The organism is Bradyrhizobium sp. LM2.9, from assembly GCF_054056555.1.
The window spans coordinates 2,178,861-2,194,795 of the sequence record NZ_JBSRYJ010000002.1; the positions used below are offsets into that span (position 1 = coordinate 2,178,861).

Sequence of the window (15,935 nt, forward strand, 5' to 3'; positions counted from 1 at the left end):
AGCCTACGAGGGGTGACGCATCACTCCCCGTTTGACTCCCCATTCGCCCCATTCCCGCTCTCGGCCTCTTCCGTGATGTGCTCGACCGACACCACATGCTCGTCCTCGGCGGTGTCGAACACGATCACGCCCTGGGTCGAGCGGCCGGCGACGCGGATGCCTTCGACCGGGCAGCGGATCAGCTGGCCCTTGTCGGTGACCAGCAATGATCTGGTCGGCGTCTTCCACCGGGAAGGAGGCCACGAGGTTGCCGTTGCGGTTGTTGACGCTCATGGCGACGATGCCTTTGCCGCCGCGGCCCGTGGTGCGGTACTCGTAGGACGAGGTCCGCTTGCCGTAGCCATTAACGGAGACGGTCAGCACGACCTGCTCGGCCGCCGACATCTCGATGTAGCGCTCCTGGGCGAGCTGGTAGCTGCCCGAGGTCTCCTCGGCCTCGGCATCCACTGCTGCTTCCTCAGTCGCGGCTTCGCCGACGACTGCACGGCGCATCTTCAGGTACGCCGAGCGCTCGTCCGATGAGGTCTCGACATGGCGCAGAATCGCCAGCGAGATCACCTTGTCGCCCTGGCCAAGCGCAATGCCGCGCACGCCCATCGAGGTACGCCCGGTGAACACGCGCACGTCAGTGACGGGAAAACGGATGCACTGGCCGCCGGCGCCGGTCAAAAGCACGTCGTCGTGCTCGGTGCAGATCTGCACGTCGACGATCGCTTCGTTTTCGTCGAGCTTCATCGCGATGATGCCGGAGCGGCGGACGTCGACGAAATCGGACAGCTTGTTGCGCCGGACGTTGCCGCCTGTCGTGGCGAACATCACGTCGAGGTTGCCCCAGGTGGATTCATCCTCCGGTAGCGGCATGATGGTGGTGATGCGCTCGCCCTGCTCCAGCGGCAGGATGTTGATCAGCGCCTTGCCGCGCGCGTTCGGCGCGGCCATCGGCAGGCGCCAGACCTTTATCTTGTAGACCTGGCCGCGCGAGGAGAAGAACAGCATCGGCGTGTGCGTGGAGGCCACGAACAGACGGCTGACGAAATCCTCGTCGCGGGTCTGCATGCCGGCGCGGCCCTTGCCGCCGCGGCGCTGCGCGCGATAGGCCGACAGCGGCACGCGCTTGACATAGCCGGCGTGGGAGACGGTGACGACCATGTCCTCGCGCTGGATCAGGTCCTCGTCCTCGACCTCGCCTTCCTGCTCGATGATGACGGTGCGGCGCGGGGTCGCGAACTCGGCCTTCACTTCGGCGAGCTCGGTCTTGATGATGCCCAGCACGCGGTCGCGCGAGCGCAGGATGTCGAGATAGTCGGCGATCTCACCGGCGAGCTTATCGAGCTCCTCGCGGATTTCGTCACGGCCGAGTGCGGTGAGGCGCTGCAGGCGCAGGTCGAGAATGGCCCTCGCCTGCTCCATCGACAACCGGATCGTGCCGTTCTCACTGATGCGGTGGCGCGGATCGTCGATCAGCGTCAGCATGTCCTCGACGTCCCGGGCCGGCCAGTCGCGCGACATCAGGGTGTCGCGGGCGGTGGTCGGGTCGGGCGAAGTCCGGATGACGCGGATCATTTCGTCGATATTGGCGACCGCGATCGCCAGACCGACCAGGATATGGGCGCGATCGCGCGCCTTGGCGAGCAGGAACTTGGTGCGCCGCGTGACGACCCGCTCACGGAAGTCGACGAAGATGGCCAGCAGGTCCTTCAGATGCATGATCCGCGGACGGCCGCTGTCGAGCGCAACCATGTTGACGCCGAAGCTCGTCTGCAGCGGGGTGAACCTGTACAGCTGATTCAGCACCACATCCGGCACGGCGTCGCGCTTCAATTCGATGACGACGCGGTAGCCATCGCGATCCGATTCATCGCGCAGGTCGCCGATGCCCTCGATCTTCTTTTCCTTCACCAGCTCGGCGATGCGCTCGACCATCGTCGCCTTGTTCACCTGGTACGGAATCTCGGTGATGATGATCGCCTCGCGCTCCTTGCGGATGGTCTCGATTGCGACCTTGCCGCGCATCATGACCGAGCCGCGGCCGAGGTGATAGGCGGCGCGGATGCCCTGCCGTCCGAGGATGACGCCGCCGGTCGGAAAATCCGGCCCCGGCACGATGTTGATGAGCTCGTCGATGGTGAGCGCGGGGTTGTCGATCAACGCGACGCAGGCGTCGATGACCTCGCCGAGATTGTGCGGCGGGATGTTGGTGGCCATGGCCGACCGCGATGCCGCCGGCGCCGTTGACGAGCAAGTTCGGGAACTTGGCCGGCAGGACCGACGGCTCGGTCTCGTTGTTGTCGTAGTTCGGCTGGAAGTCGACGGTGTCCTTGTCGATATCGGCCAGCAGAGCCAGCGCCACCTTCGTCAACCGGGCTTCCGTGTAACGATAGGCAGCCGGGGGATCGCCGTCGACCGAGCCGAAATTGCCCTGGCCATCGATCAACGGCACGCGCATGGAGAAGTTCTGCGCCATCCGGACCATGGCGTCGTAGATCGACTGGTCGCCATGCGGATGATATTTACCGATGACGTCGCCGACCACGCGAGCGGACTTGACGTACTTCTTGTCGGGCGTGTGCCCCTGCTCGTTCATCGAGTACAGGATGCGGCGATGCACCGGCTTGAGGCCGTCGCGGGCGTCAGGCAGCGCCCGCGCCACGATCACGCTCATGGCGTAATCGAGATAGGACTTCTTCATCTCCTCGAAGATGGAGACAGGGCGAATATCCGAGGGTTGCGCCGGCTGGTCGCCGGGCTTGTCGTCGTCGTCAGCCAAGGGGAAATCCGGTGAGGTTTTATCTGGGAATCATATAGCGCATCGAGGCTCGGATAACCACCCTTGCGAGGCTTGGGCAAGCGCTTTTTCCGCCTATTTTTCCAATAACTTAAGCCCTTGCGAGCCATGTCTCGGACAGCCGCCACATCGACCTTGCAAAATCGCCTGGAACACCTGGAAAACCGTGCGGCGAACGTGCCCGTCAGCGCGCCTGCCGAGACGCAATCCGAGCTCAACCCAAACATGAAGCGGGCCCGGAAATCCCGAGCCCGTCCTGCCGATTAGCGAGATTTGCTGACACGACACGAGAAGCGCCGCCCCATCCGGCCGGCGCGTCGGCATCGTGCGATACGCCACGTTCTTGGAACGGGATCGCTCAGAACGGGATATCGTCGTCCATGTCGTTGTTGCGGCCACCGCCGCCGGCGGCAACGGGACGGCGCGGCGCGCTGCTGACCGGACCCGATGAGCCGAAATCGCCGCCCGGCTCGTCGCCGAAGCTGCCGGCTCCGCCGCCGCCGCTGCGACCGTCCAGCATCGTCAGCGTCGAGTTGAAGCCCTGCAGCACGACCTCGGTCGAGTACTTCTCGACGCCACTCTGGTCGGTCCATTTGCGGGTCTGGAGCGCACCCTCGACGTAAATCTTGGCGCCCTTCTTCAGATACTGCTCGGCGACCTTGCAGAGCCCTTCATTGAAGATCACGACGCGGTGCCACTCGGTCTTTTCCTTGCGCTCGCCGGTCGCCTTGTCGCGCCACGTCTCCGAGGTGGCGACGCTCAGATTGGCGATCGGCCGCCCGTCCTGGGTGCGGCGGATTTCGGGATCCTTACCGAGATTTCCAACCAGAATGACCTTGTTGACGCTTCCCGCCATCGCCGCTCTCCACTCCGAATGCCACTGAATTTGAATGCCACTGAATTTCACGAGGCGGGGCCGCGCCCGCGGCCTCTGCCACCCTGCTGAGGACCCTATACGCTCGCAAGGGACGCTCAGCCCATGATCCCTCCGGTTATCCCCAAATATAGCATCTATTTGGATCTCGTTCCAGATTTGTTCCTGCAAACCCGACATTCGGTCGCTCGCGGATGCTTCATCTGCAGAAGCGTTGGATGGAACCTTTGTAGGTTCCCGTCCGAAGAGCAGAACAACTTAACATTCAGCAAGTTATTGGCGCTTTCACCGCCTGCCATTGTTGCATCCGGGCGACGGACTCTGCCGCTCGATGGAGCTACCGTCGCCTCGGACTTAGTTCATATGGGCGTCACGCCTGATCAGCCGCTTCGGAACAACCAAGAAGCGACGAACCTGGGGAGACTGGCAATGAATAAGCTTGTGTTTGGCGCAATCGGTGCCGTGGCGTTGGGCGTATCGGCTCCCGCGAGCGCGGCAGATCTGGCGGCGCGTCCCTACACCAAGGCTCCGGCGCCGATGGTTGCGACCCATCTATGACTGGAGCGGCTTCTACATCGGCATCAACGGCGGCGGCGGGTCGAGCCACAAGTGCTGGGACTTCGTTACGCCGGTGACCGGTACATTGGTCGGCGAAGGCTGTCACAATGCGACAGGCGGCACCGTCGGCGGCCAGATCGGCTATCGCTGGCAGACGGCCAGTTGGGTGTTCGGCTTTGAAGGCCAGGGCAACTGGGCCGACTTCCGGGGCGACAACGTGAGCACACTGTTTCCGGGCACCGCTTTGGTGACCGGTGACCGCAACCGTTCTCGCATCGATTCTTTCGGGCTCATCACCGGTCAGGTCGGTTACGCCTGGAATAACGTGCTGCTCTATGTGAAGGGCGGCGGCGCCGTGGTCGGTGACAAGTACGACGTCTATGCCGCCGCAGGTACGCCCGGCGCGGGTACGTTGCTGGCTTCGGCGCGTGAAACTCGCTGGGGTGGGACGGTCGGAGCCGGTTTGGAGTTCGGCTTCGCACCAAACTGGTCGCTGGGCTTTGAGTACGACCACATCTTCCTTGGCAATCGCACGATCGGCTTCACAACGCCCGCGGGCGCAACATTCGGAAGCGACCGAATTAGCCAGGATGTCGATATGGGGCTTGTCCGCTTGAACTATCGCTGGGGCGGTCCGGTCCTCGCGAAGTACTGATCCAACTGACATCATTCAAGAACTCCAAGGCCGGCCTTCGCGCCGGCCTTTTCGTTTCCGTTCCCCGACGGGAATAACAGGTCAACAAGTGCTCCATTTTCAGGCTGCTGTGGCCGGTGGGACACACAACTTGCGGCTTTAGTGGTGTAAGAGTGACATCAGTTGGACGAGAGTGTCCGATGCCTTTCCCGAATAGGGAGGGCAACAGAAACTGGGACTGGGATAGTTGAAAATGAAAAAGATTTTGTTGGCTTCGGCCTGTTTGTTCGCTCTCGCTGCCCCGGCTTCGGCCGCTGATCTCGCGGCGCGCCCCTACACCAAGGCTCCGGTGGCTATGGCTTCGGTCTACAACTGGACCGGCTTCTACATCGGCGCCAACGCCGGTGGCGGCTCGAGCCACAATTGCTGGGATACGACCTCGGTGCTTGGCGCACCAGTCCCCGTCACGGCTGAAGGCTGCCACAATGCAACCGGCGCCATCGTCGGCGGCCAGATCGGCTATCGCTGGCAGTCCAGCAATTGGGTGTTCGGCCTCGAAGCCCAGGGCGATTGGGCTGACTTGAAGGGCTCGAACACCAGCTCGCCCGCCGCGTTCTTCCCGCTGGTGAACAACACCAAGATCGACGCCATCGGCCTCTTCACCGGTCAGGTGGGTTATGCCTGGAACAACGTGCTCTGGTACGTGAAGGGCGGCGCGGCCGTCACCCACAACAAGTTCAGCGGCACTCTGGGTGGCGTCACCCTCGATACCGCCAACGAAACCCGTTGGGGTGGCACGGTCGGCACCGGCATCGAGTTCGGCTTCGCTCCGAACTGGTCGGTCGCCGTCGAATATAACCATCTGTTCATGGGCAAGCACACCGACAGCTTCACCTTCCTCGGTGTGAACACCCGCAGCGACAGCATCAAGCAGGACGTGGATATGGCCACGGTTCGCTTGAACTATCGCTTCGGCGGTCCGATCGTCGCGAAGTACTGATCTGCACGACCGACGTCACATCGTTACGAAAGGCCGGCCTTGCGCCGGCCTTTTTGTTTGCGCGGTCTCCTGCAGCGTAGTTCCGCTGGCCCTCCTGCTGCCAGATGCCGCCAGCGCGCCAACAATCCGTTGACGATTCGCAAGAGCCACTGGAAATCCCTCCTCGTTCTTCCTACGTTCGCTGACATACCCATCGGCGCCGATCCCGGTTCCGGGCGAAGCGCGCCTTCCAGCGTTGGCGCGATCGCGCGCCTTTGGGATTCTTGAGGACCACCAGGATGGATGAAGTGATCAAGGCGAAGCGCCAACAGCCGAACGTGGGATCAAACCTGCGCGCAATTACGATCCGTGGCGCGCGCGAGCACAACCTCAAGAACGTCGACGTCGAGATTCCCCGCGACAAGCTGGTGGTGTTCACGGGGCTGTCAGGCTCCGGCAAATCCTCGCTCGCCTTCGACACCATCTATGCCGAGGGCCAGCGTCGCTACGTCGAATCGCTGTCGGCCTATGCGCGCCAGTTCCTGGAGATGATGCAGAAGCCCGACGTCGACCAGATCGACGGATTGTCGCCGGCGATCTCGATCGAGCAGAAGACGACGTCGAAGAACCCGCGCTCCACCGTCGGCACCGTCACCGAAATCTACGACTACATGCGCCTGTTATGGGCGCGCGTCGGCGTGCCCTATTCGCCGGCCACAGGCCTTCCGATCGAGAGCCAGACCGTCTCGCAGATGGTCGATCGCGTCTTGGTGCTGCCCGAGGGCACGCGCCTCTATCTGCTCGCGCCGGTCGTGCGCGGCCGCAAGGGTGAGTACCGGAAGGAGCTCGCCGAATGGCTCAAGAAGGGCTTTCAGCGCGTCAAGATCGACGGCACCTTCCATGAGCTCAGCGAGGCGCCGACCCTCGACAAGAAATTCCCGCATGACATCGACGTCGTCGTCGACCGCATCGTGGTGCGGGCCGACATCGGCCAGCGCCTCGCCGAAAGCTTTGAGACCGCGCTGAAACTCGCCGAGGGCCTCGCCGTCATCGAGTTCGCCGACGCGCCGGCGACCGCGCCCGCGGAAGAGAAAGAGAAAGAGAAAAAGAAGACCGCGAAGATCCACGACAAGAGCGGACCCGAGCGCATGCTGTTCTCGGAAAAGTTCGCCTGCCCGGTCTCCGGCTTCACCATCCCCGAGATCGAGCCCAGGCTTTTCTCCTTCAACAATCCCTATGGCGCCTGCCCCGCCTGTGGCGGCCTTGGCGTCGAGCAGCATGTCGATGAAGACCTCGTCATCCCCGACAAGGAGCTCCCCATTGGCAAGGGCGCGATCGCGCCCTGGGCCAAGTCCTCGTCGCCCTATTACATTCAGACCGCTGACTGCGCTCGGCAAGCACTACAAGTTCACGCTGACCACCAAATGGAAGGATCTGCCGAAGAAGACGCAGAACGCGATCCTCCACGGCTCCGGCGAGGACGAGATCAAGTTCTCGTATGAAGACGGCGTCCGCTCCTACGACACCAAGAAACCGTTCGAGGGCGTCATCACCAACATCAACCGCCGCTATCGCGAGACCGAGAGCGAGTGGGCGCGCGAGGAGCTGTCGAAATATTTCCACGATGTGCCCTGCGGAGGCTGCAACGGCTTTCGGCTCAAGCCCGAGGCGCTCTGCGTCAAGATCGGCGGCAAGCACATCGGTGACATCTCGGAGATGTCGGTCAAGGGCGCCGGCGCGTGGTTCGAGACCGTGCCGGAGGCGTTGAACGCGCAGCAGAACGAGATCGCCGGCCGCATCCTGAAAGAGATTCGCGAGCGCCTGACCTTCCTGCTCGACGTCGGCCTGAACTATCTCACGCTGTCCCGCTCCTCCGGTAACGCTGTCCGGCGGCGAGAGCCAGCGCATCCGCCTGGCCTCGCAGATCGGCTCGGGACTGACCGGCGTGCTCTACGTGCTGGACGAGCCCTCGATCGGCCTGCACCAGCGCGACAACGCGCGCCTGCTCGACACGCTGAAGCGGCTTCGCGACCTCGGCAATACCGTGATCGTGGTCGAGCATGACGAGGACGCGATCCTGCTGGCCGATTACGTGCTCGACATCGGCCCCGGCGCCGGCATGCATGGCGGCAACATCATCGCCGAAGGCACGCCCGCCGAGATCATGCGCAACCCGAAATCGCTCACCGGCAAATATCTCACCGGCGAGCTCGAGGTCGAGGTGCCGGAGCGGCGCCCGCCGAACCATCGCCGCACCATCAAGGTGGTGAACGCGCGCGGCAACAATCTCAAGAACGTCACCGCCGAAATTCCGCTCGGCCTGTTCACCTGCGTCACCGGCGTTTCCGGCGGCGGCAAGTCGACGCTGCTCATCGACACGCTCTACAAGGCGATCGCCCGCAAGCTGAACAATGCCAGCGAGGGCGCCGCGCCGCACGACCGCATCGAGGGCCTCGAGCACATCGACAAGATCATCGACATCGACCAGTCGCCGATCGGCCGCACGCCCCGCTCGAACCCCGCGACCTATACCGGTGCCTTCACGCCGATCCGCGAATGGTTCGCCGGCCTGCCCGAGTCGAAAGCGCGCGGCTACGAGCCCGGCCGCTTCTCCTTCAACGTCAAGGGCGGCCGCTGCGAGGCCTGCCAGGGCGACGGCGTCATCAAGATCGAGATGCACTTTTTGCCGGACGTCTACGTCACCTGCGACGTCTGCAAGGGCAAGCGCTACAACCGCGAGACGCTCGAAGTCCTGTTCAAGGGCAAGAGCATCGCCGACGTGCTCGACATGACCGTCGAGGAAGCGGCCGAGTTCTTCAAGGCGGTCCCGCGCGTGCGCGAGACGTTCCAGACCCTGCATCGCGTCGGCCTTGACTACATTCCACGTCGGCCAGCAGGCCACAACGCTCTCCGGCGGGGAAGCCCAGCGCGTCAAGCTCGCAAAGGAGCTGTCAAAGCGCGCCACCGGCCGCACGCTCTACATCCTGGACGAGCCGACCACCGGCCTGCACTTCCACGACGTCAAGAAGCTGCTGGAGGTGCTGCACGAGCTGGTCGCGCAGGGCAACACGGTCGTCGTCATCGAGCACAATCTCGAAGTGATCAAGACCGCGGACTGGGTCATCGACTTAGGCCCCGAAGGCGGCGACGGCGGCGGAGAAATCGTCGCCTGGGGCCCGCCGGAGGATATCGCCAAGGCGCCAAGGAGCTACACGGGGAAGTTTTTGGCGCCGGTGTTGGCGAAGGCACGGAAGCCGAAGCGGAGACGCGCGTCGAGCGAGGCGGCAGAGTAGAGAGCTTCCATGACCGATGATTGGAGCGAATTTCGTCCCAACTTGAAGATCTTCGGTGTACCGAAGCTTGATCCAGGGTGGCTGTACCTGATGCGGGCCGGCGACCTTTACAAGGTCGGTAAGACCAGAGATCCAAAACGCCGTGTCAGAGACGCTCTGACTTGGAGCCCAGATATTGACGTGATCGCGATGAAGCCCTTCTGGAATATGAGCCATTTAGAACGCATGATCCACGAGGGCCTCGCGAATTGTTGGCATAAAGGCGAGTGGTTCAAATTCCCTGACGATGACATGCGAGATCTCGTGGTCGACGGCTTTCGCGACTTTTACGAACAAGATCGGGACATGAATTCGGTCGACTTCATCTACTGGTACAATGGATCTGGAATGGTTGAATTCCAAATCGAGCGCGATTCACGACAGGTCTCGCTTCGCAGATTTCAAAAAGATCTAGCCGTCGAAACCAACGAAATGGAAGCTCGCAGGGCGCGGGAACAAAAAGGGGCTGATTAACCTATTGCAGCTGCCCTACTCCCTCGCCATATTCGATCTCGACGGCACGCTGGCCGACAGCTTTCCGTGGTTCCTGCGCGTCATTAACGATGTCGCCGATCGCTTCAAATTTCGCCGTGTCGCGGATGAGGATATCGAGGCTCTGCGGCATGCTTCGAGCCGCGAGATTCTGGCTCGGCTCGAGGTACCACTGTGGAAGCTGCCGGCGATCGCGCGGCATGCGCGGCGGCTGAAGGCGGAGGCGGCGGCGGAGATCTTTCTGTTTGCGGGCGTCGAGGCGATGCTGCGAACGCTCGCCGAAAACGGTGTGCAGCTGGCGCTGGTGACGTCGGACAGCGAGGCCAATGCGCGCGAGAAACTTGGCGATTCCGCCGCGCTGTTCGCGCATTTCGACTGCGCGGCGTCGCTGTTCGGCAAGGCCGCGAAATTCCGCCGGGTCATCCGCCGCGCCGGCGTGGAGCCGGGCAAGGTCATCTCGATCGGCGACGAGGTACGTGACATCGAGGCGGCGCGGACCGTGGGGATTGCCTGCGGTGCGGTCAGTTGGGGTTATGCGGCGCCGGCAGCGCTGCGGGCGCTGGGACCAGATCATGTGTTCGCGCGCATCGACGACATCACGCTCGTGTTGTGCTCGCATCGTCTTGTGGGGCGGATTAGCGAAGCGTAATCCGCCAATCCTGCCCCGACTTGAAGATGGCGGGTTAGCTTTGCTAACTAACTCGCCCTACACACCGAAACCAGCCTACTCCGTCCTGCGCAAGAACGCCCCGAACGCGCGCGGGCCGTCGCCGGTCTTCACCTCGCCGATCACCTTCAGCTCGGCCGCGTCGATGATGCTGAGCGTGTTGCTCTCCCAGCAGGCGACGATGATGCGCTTGCCGTCCGCGGTCGCGGCGATGCCTTCGGGGTAGTCGCCGACATTGATGCGCTTCACCGGCTTCAGCGTCGCAACATCGAACACGCTGACCGTGCCGCCATATTGGTCGGTGACGAAGCCGCGGCCCAGCGTCAGCGCCACCGCATAGGGTCGCATCCCGACCGGCACGCGCCCGATTTCGCGCGCTTCTGCGATATCGATCACGGAGACGTCGTTGGAGCCGACATTGGCGGTGTAGGCGCGCTTGCCCTCGGCATCGATGCTGACGCCGAACGGACGCGTGCCGACCTTGATGGTTGCCTTGCGCTGGCGCGTCGCGGTGTCCACCACCGAGACGCTGTCGTCGTCGCGGTCGGCCGAGAGCAGCAGCTTGCCATCCGGCGTCACCGCGAGCCCCGAGGGCGAGGCGCCGACCGCAATGCTGGCCGTGACGCTGCGCGTTGCTGCGTCGATCACCCGCACCGCCGCCGCATACCAGTCCGCGACATAGACGGTCCGACCATCAGGCGCGACGGCAATGCCGAGCGGCCCACCGCCGACCTCGATCCGCCCCGCAACCTGCCGCGTTGCTGCGTCCACCACCGTCACGGCCTTGGCATCCGGGCTCGTCACATAGGCAAAGCGTCCGTCCGCGCTGACCGCGACGCCGGCCGGCTTGCCGCCGATCGGGATGGTCGCTACCGCGCGCGCCGTGGCGAGGTCCACGACCATCAGATCGTCGCTGAGCTGGTTGGTGACGAACGCCTCTTCGGCGGATGCGTGCGCAAGACAGAGGCCGGCGGCCAGCGCCGCCAGGACCAGCGCCCGCACGGTCAGCTTCCGCTCTCGATCTTCTTCTTCAGCGCCTCGAGGCCGGCCTGATACAGCCCCTTCACCGCCTTGACCGCGGCCGCGTCACTCAGCTCCGGCGGCGGCTCGTTGTTGGGGAAGCCGCGGTAGAACGCGCCGGCCCATTCCAGCGTCGAGCCCTTGCCGTCGGCGCTCGGCGTCACCGTCAGCGTCGAGGAATAATTGGTCACCGGCAGCACCTTCACGTCCACATTGGTGATCCGGTAGGAATAGGTCATGGCGGCGGCGTCGAACTTGTAGAGCTCCTCGTCGACGGTCGCTCCTCCCGTCAGCGACAGCTTCCGGGTGGCGCCGATCTCGTTGCCCTTCTCGCCCTCGGTCTTGGTGACCGGCGGCAGCCAGCTCATGTCCTGGAAATTGCCCATCGCGGCCCAGACCTTGGCCGGGGCGGCGTTGATCTCGATGGATTCGCGCACCTTCTGCCGGGTCGGACCGTGGGCCCAGGCCGGCGCAAACGCCGCCGTCAAAGCCGCTGCTCCCGCCGCCGTCAGCGCCGCCACCAACAGCGTGCGCCGTCCAATCGTCACCCTCATCTCGTTCCCTCATACGTCTCGTTGATCGTGCGCGACTTGAGGCGCGCTGCGATCATCCTAGCTCATTTTGGGGCCGTGGGGAGACCGGTACATGGCGCCGTTGCGGCGAAGATATACGCAACCCACAACCTCTTGCGCCGCCCGGCAGGCAAAACATCCCACCGCAAGGTCAACGCTATCGCGTCAAAATATTTCTCTTTATCCGTATTTCGGATTATCGTATAGAGAGCCATCCCAACCCGGCCGAGGGGCGGATCGCGATCGTCACGAACGCGGGATGGGACGTGGTGGACGCGGGCGGCGTCGGCGCGAGGGTGGTTGCAGGGCGGATCACTCCGTGAGCAGCGATCCGCGCGCACACGACCGGTGCAGCCCGCGTACGGCAAAATCGTGTGGTCCTGGCGCCCGGGGTCTGTGCGCCAAATCTTGTGGTGATGTGACGGCCCGACCGGGTCTGCAACATCAGCCATCTGCAAGGCGACGGGGGCAATAGTGCATCGCTCCCCGGGGAGATCACGACATAAGCCGTAAAACCACTGCGCAGGGAAGGCCGGTCGTTTGGCTTCACCTGTATGCCGCTGTGCAGCTTTCGTAACGCAACTTTCGCACAGTGGACCGCGGGTGCCAGCCGGCGCCCGGCCTTCCCTGCGCCCTCGGCACTTTTGGGGGCGGCAACTGCCGCAAAGCTCGGACACGATGTGCCGCGAGAACGGGAAACCGCGCGGACTATGTGGATTGAAATACGAAGATGGATTTTGCTCCCGTGCCCCGGACGCGGCGCAGCGCTACTTCAGCGGTGCGCTGCAGAGCCGGGGCCCATGCATCAGCAATCCGTCCGTGCGGCTTACTGGGTCCCGGCTCAGCACCGCACCGCTACGCGCTGCGTCGCGTCCGGGACACGAGAGTGGAGAATGCAGTTGCCTCCACTCCGTCATTGCGAGCTCAGGCGCCGGTCGCTCATTACTCCAGCGCTTCCAGCACCAGCTCCATCGTCATCAGCACCGGATTGTCGCCGCGGACCAGGCGGCCCTCGGCGATGCCGCCGGTGTAGTCGATCAGGGCGACATCGAGCGCAGCTTCGAGCGCGCCGGTGGAGCCGGGCGCAATCGCACCGGCCGTTATCGCAAGCTCGGTCGCGAACGGCTCGGTCACGCCGCCATGGGTGAAGTGCGCGCCGATGGTCGAGCCGACGCCGCCATGGAGCTTCGCACGCACGATGCCGTGCGCACGGCAGAAGTCTTCGAGACAGCCCGCAAAATCCTGATTGGGGCGCAGCCGCATCGCGAAAGCGCGGCTGATCGTGCGCGCGCCGGTGGCTCGCGGCTACGACCGGCCCGAACAGCTTGAAGTTGGTCTCGGGATCGGGCGCGGCGGTGAACATTGCACCATCGACACCGAAGGCCTCGACCTCAAACGGCTCGGCGACATCAGTCCCGTCCGGCAGCATGTGGCCGCCACTGGCGCGACTATTGCCCTCCGTCCACAGCCCGTGACAATGAAAGAACGGCGCGCCGTCGCGCAGGCCCAACGTCATGCTGCCGAGCTTCGTGCGCGTCACGCCGCTGGGCCTGAAGGTCTCGCTGTAGAACGCGGCGTTCTCGCTGGTCTTCGACAGCGCCGGCATGACATAGGCGAACGGCCCGAGCGCGCCGCTGCCAAAATTCAGCACGCCGCCGGCAAATCCCTCTGCGGCAAAACCGCGGCGCGCGGCTTCCAGCAGCGGCAGACCTGCTTGTATCGTGAAGGAGAAAGCGCGTCCCCTCGCCTCGACCCATTGGATACGCTCTGCGACGGGTGCGCCTGGCTGCTTGATACTCCGCATCGCGTACGCTCAGCCCGCCTGTGTCTTGTCGAGATCGAGCAGCCCGCGCGCCTCGAGCTCGTCGCGCACCATGCGTTTCGGAATCTTGCCATAGCCGGATTTCGGCAAGGCCTCCCAGAAGAAGAACCGCTTCGGCATCTTGTAGCGCGGCACTTTTGGCGAAAGGAACGCCGCCATCTCCGCTTCGCTGACCGGCTTCTCGCCTTCGCGCGCCACGCAGACGGCAACGCCGACCTCGCCCCAGGTCGCATCGGGCACGCCGAGCACTGCAACCTCGCCGACGCAAGGATGGGTCAAGATCTTCTCCTCGATCTCGCGCGGATAGATGTTGGAACCGCCGGAGATGTACATGTCGGAGGCGCGTCCCGTGATGTAGACGAACCCCTCCTCGTCCATGTGACCGAGATCGCCGGTGCGGAACCATCCGTTGCGAAACGCCTTCGCGTTGGCCTCGGGGTTGTCATAATAGCCGGCAAGCACCGCAGGGCCGATCACGCAGATCTCGCCGCTCTGGTTGGCGCCGAGCTCGCGGCCCTCGTCGTCCTGGATCGAGACCTGCATGCCGGTGCGTTCGAAGCCGCAGGTGCCGATCTTCGCGTGCGGGCCGTCCTCGGGATCATGCAGCGCCGCCGGCAGCACCGTGATGTTGCCGGTGACCTCGCCCAGACCAAAATACTGCACGATGACCTTGCCAAGCTTCTTCAGCGCAGCCTTCTGGTCCTCGCGATACATCGGCGCACCGGCATAGATCACCTGGCGCAGCGAGGAATGATCGTATTTGTCGGCGGCGGGATGCTCGACCATCATCTTCAGAATGGTCGGAACGACAAAGAGATTGCTGACGTGATGCGCCTCGATCAGGCGAAACGCCTCGTCGATGTCGAATTTCTCCGTAGGCAGCAGCACAGTGCATACGCCGCGCGCGGTCTGAACCAGCTGATGCACGCCAGCGCCATGCGACAGCGGCGCCACCACCAGCGAGGCGTCCGCTTCGGTGACGCCGGGCGTGAGATCGGCGAGATGGTTGGTGACGACAAAGCCCATCTGGCCATGAGTCAGCACCGCCGCCTTGGAGCGGCCGGTGGTCCCCGATGTGAAGAAGAACCAGCAGGGATCGTCATGCTCGACGGCAGCGTTCTCGACGAGGTGACTTGCCTGCGAGGCGATGGCGTCGGCAACCGAGCGCTCACCGAACGTGGCCTTGCCGTCAATGCTCCAGGTGAATTCGAGCGCCCCGCCCTTCACGGCCGCGGCGTGCTCGGGAAAATCGACGTGGCACAGAAACGCCTTCGCGCCGGAGGCCTGCGCGAGGTAGGTGACCTCGTCCGGCATCAGGCGGAAATTGGTGGGCACCCAGACGGCGCCAAGCCGAAACGCCGCGAACATCGAAAAGAACATCTCGTCGCCGTTCTTGGAATGAACCAGGATGCGGTCGCCCTTGGCGATGCCGCGCGCGGCGAGTGCTGCGGCGAGCGCCGAGACCTGCGCATCGATCTCGCGCCAGGTCCAGGATCTGTCACCCCAGACGAACCCGGGACGCGATCCATGCCGCCGCGCATTCTGGGTCAGCATGTGAGCGAGATTCATGACGCGGCGGGACATGCGCAGGGGCTGCATCGGGCTTCCTCTTCGATAGCGGACGGCGCGCAAGCCTCCCGCTCATTGCAGCCCATTTATCGCCATAGCCAGTGCCCCTGCAAGGCCGCGAGTCGCAGCGCAGCCCATCCAACCGTTCAGGAAATTTTAAACATGATCGGCGCAACCTCCGTCAGTTCTCGCGTACAGAGTGCCGCATCATGGTCAAAGCGCCCGCCCTCCTCCTGTTGTCGCTGGCGCTTGCCGGATGTGCCGTGGGCCCGCAGGCGCATCTGGCCTCCGATCCCGCCTTCAAGCCTGCGCGCTATGCCTGGGATGGCGCGGGCGAGAATCCCAATCGGCCGCGTACTGCCTCAGAATCAACCCGGACCGCCGCCCGGTCCGAGCGCAACAGATCGCAAGCCGAGCTTCAGCCCTATTCGAAAGAATGGTGGCAGGCGCAGGACGGCATCGAGGCCGAGCAGGACGCCAGGGTCAACCGTTCCCTTGTCATCTGCCAGGGATGCCTGCGCCCGCAGCCGCAGCCCGAGGATACCAGGCTCGCCAAAGCGACCGAGTGAAGCATCCGGACAATCGGGGCCTGGTAAAGGTCTAGCATCGTCATCGCGCGCAATGACGGAGA

Annotated in this window: 8 protein-coding genes and 4 pseudogenes; 6 read left to right on the forward strand and 6 right to left on the reverse strand. The window is 63.8% G+C overall.

From position 1 onward, the window contains the following. Window positions 1–20: 20 nt before the first annotated feature. Window positions 21–2,767 (reverse strand): annotated as a pseudogene (gyrA, locus tag ACVWW3_RS11910) (DNA gyrase subunit A). A gap of 376 nt (window positions 2,768–3,143) precedes the next feature. Beyond that, entirely contained in the window at window positions 3,144–3,641 is a 498-nt protein-coding gene (locus ACVWW3_RS11915; protein ID WP_247349121.1) for a single-stranded DNA-binding protein, read from the reverse strand. Between the two features lie 447 nt (window positions 3,642–4,088). Here ACVWW3_RS11915 and ACVWW3_RS11920 point away from each other — a divergent pair. The 5 genes and pseudogenes from ACVWW3_RS11920 (at window position 4,089) to ACVWW3_RS11940 (ending at window position 10,303) form a co-directional block, all read left to right on the forward strand. Continuing rightward, a pseudogene (locus ACVWW3_RS11920) lies at window positions 4,089–4,872 on the forward strand (outer membrane protein). 232 nt (window positions 4,873–5,104) lie between these two features. Continuing rightward, a complete protein-coding gene (locus tag ACVWW3_RS11925) occupies window positions 5,105–5,851 on the forward strand; it encodes an outer membrane protein (protein WP_247446635.1) in 747 nt (248 codons plus the stop codon). A 278-nt stretch (window positions 5,852–6,129) separates the two neighbouring features. After that, a pseudogene (gene uvrA, locus ACVWW3_RS11930) lies at window positions 6,130–9,123 on the forward strand (excinuclease ABC subunit UvrA). Between the two features lie 9 nt (window positions 9,124–9,132). Continuing rightward, the gene (locus ACVWW3_RS11935; RefSeq protein ID WP_354047897.1) at window positions 9,133–9,636 is read left to right on the forward strand and encodes a GIY-YIG nuclease family protein; all 504 of its coding nucleotides are present in this window, start codon (window positions 9,133–9,135) and stop codon (window positions 9,634–9,636) included. A gap of 10 nt (window positions 9,637–9,646) precedes the next feature. After that, a complete protein-coding gene (locus ACVWW3_RS11940; protein ID WP_456652019.1) occupies window positions 9,647–10,303 on the forward strand; it encodes an HAD-IA family hydrolase in 657 nt (218 codons plus the stop codon). A 75-nt stretch (window positions 10,304–10,378) separates the two neighbouring features. Here ACVWW3_RS11940 and ACVWW3_RS11945 read toward each other — a convergent pair whose 3' ends face one another. The 4 genes and pseudogenes from ACVWW3_RS11945 to ACVWW3_RS11960 all read right to left on the reverse strand — a co-directional run bounded on the left by ACVWW3_RS11945 (window position 10,379) and on the right by ACVWW3_RS11960 (window position 15,334). After that, a complete protein-coding gene (locus ACVWW3_RS11945; RefSeq protein ID WP_456671971.1) occupies window positions 10,379–11,323 on the reverse strand; it encodes a YVTN family beta-propeller repeat protein in 945 nt (314 codons plus the stop codon). Between the two features lie 2 nt (window positions 11,324–11,325). After that, entirely contained in the window at window positions 11,326–11,895 is a 570-nt protein-coding gene (locus ACVWW3_RS11950; RefSeq protein WP_456649934.1) for an SRPBCC family protein, read from the reverse strand. 960 nt (window positions 11,896–12,855) lie between these two features. Continuing rightward, window positions 12,856–13,717 (reverse strand): annotated as a pseudogene (locus ACVWW3_RS11955) (PCC domain-containing protein). A 9-nt stretch (window positions 13,718–13,726) separates the two neighbouring features. Continuing rightward, a complete protein-coding gene (locus ACVWW3_RS11960) occupies window positions 13,727–15,334 on the reverse strand; it encodes an acyl-CoA synthetase (RefSeq protein WP_354106484.1) in 1,608 nt (535 codons plus the stop codon). 179 nt (window positions 15,335–15,513) lie between these two features. Here ACVWW3_RS11960 and ACVWW3_RS11965 point away from each other — a divergent pair, with 179 nt between their 5' ends. After that, window positions 15,514–15,873: a hypothetical protein gene (locus ACVWW3_RS11965; protein WP_456649932.1), complete on the forward strand. Its 360-nt coding sequence runs from the start codon at window positions 15,514–15,516 to the stop codon at window positions 15,871–15,873. Window positions 15,874–15,935 lie beyond the last annotated feature (62 nt).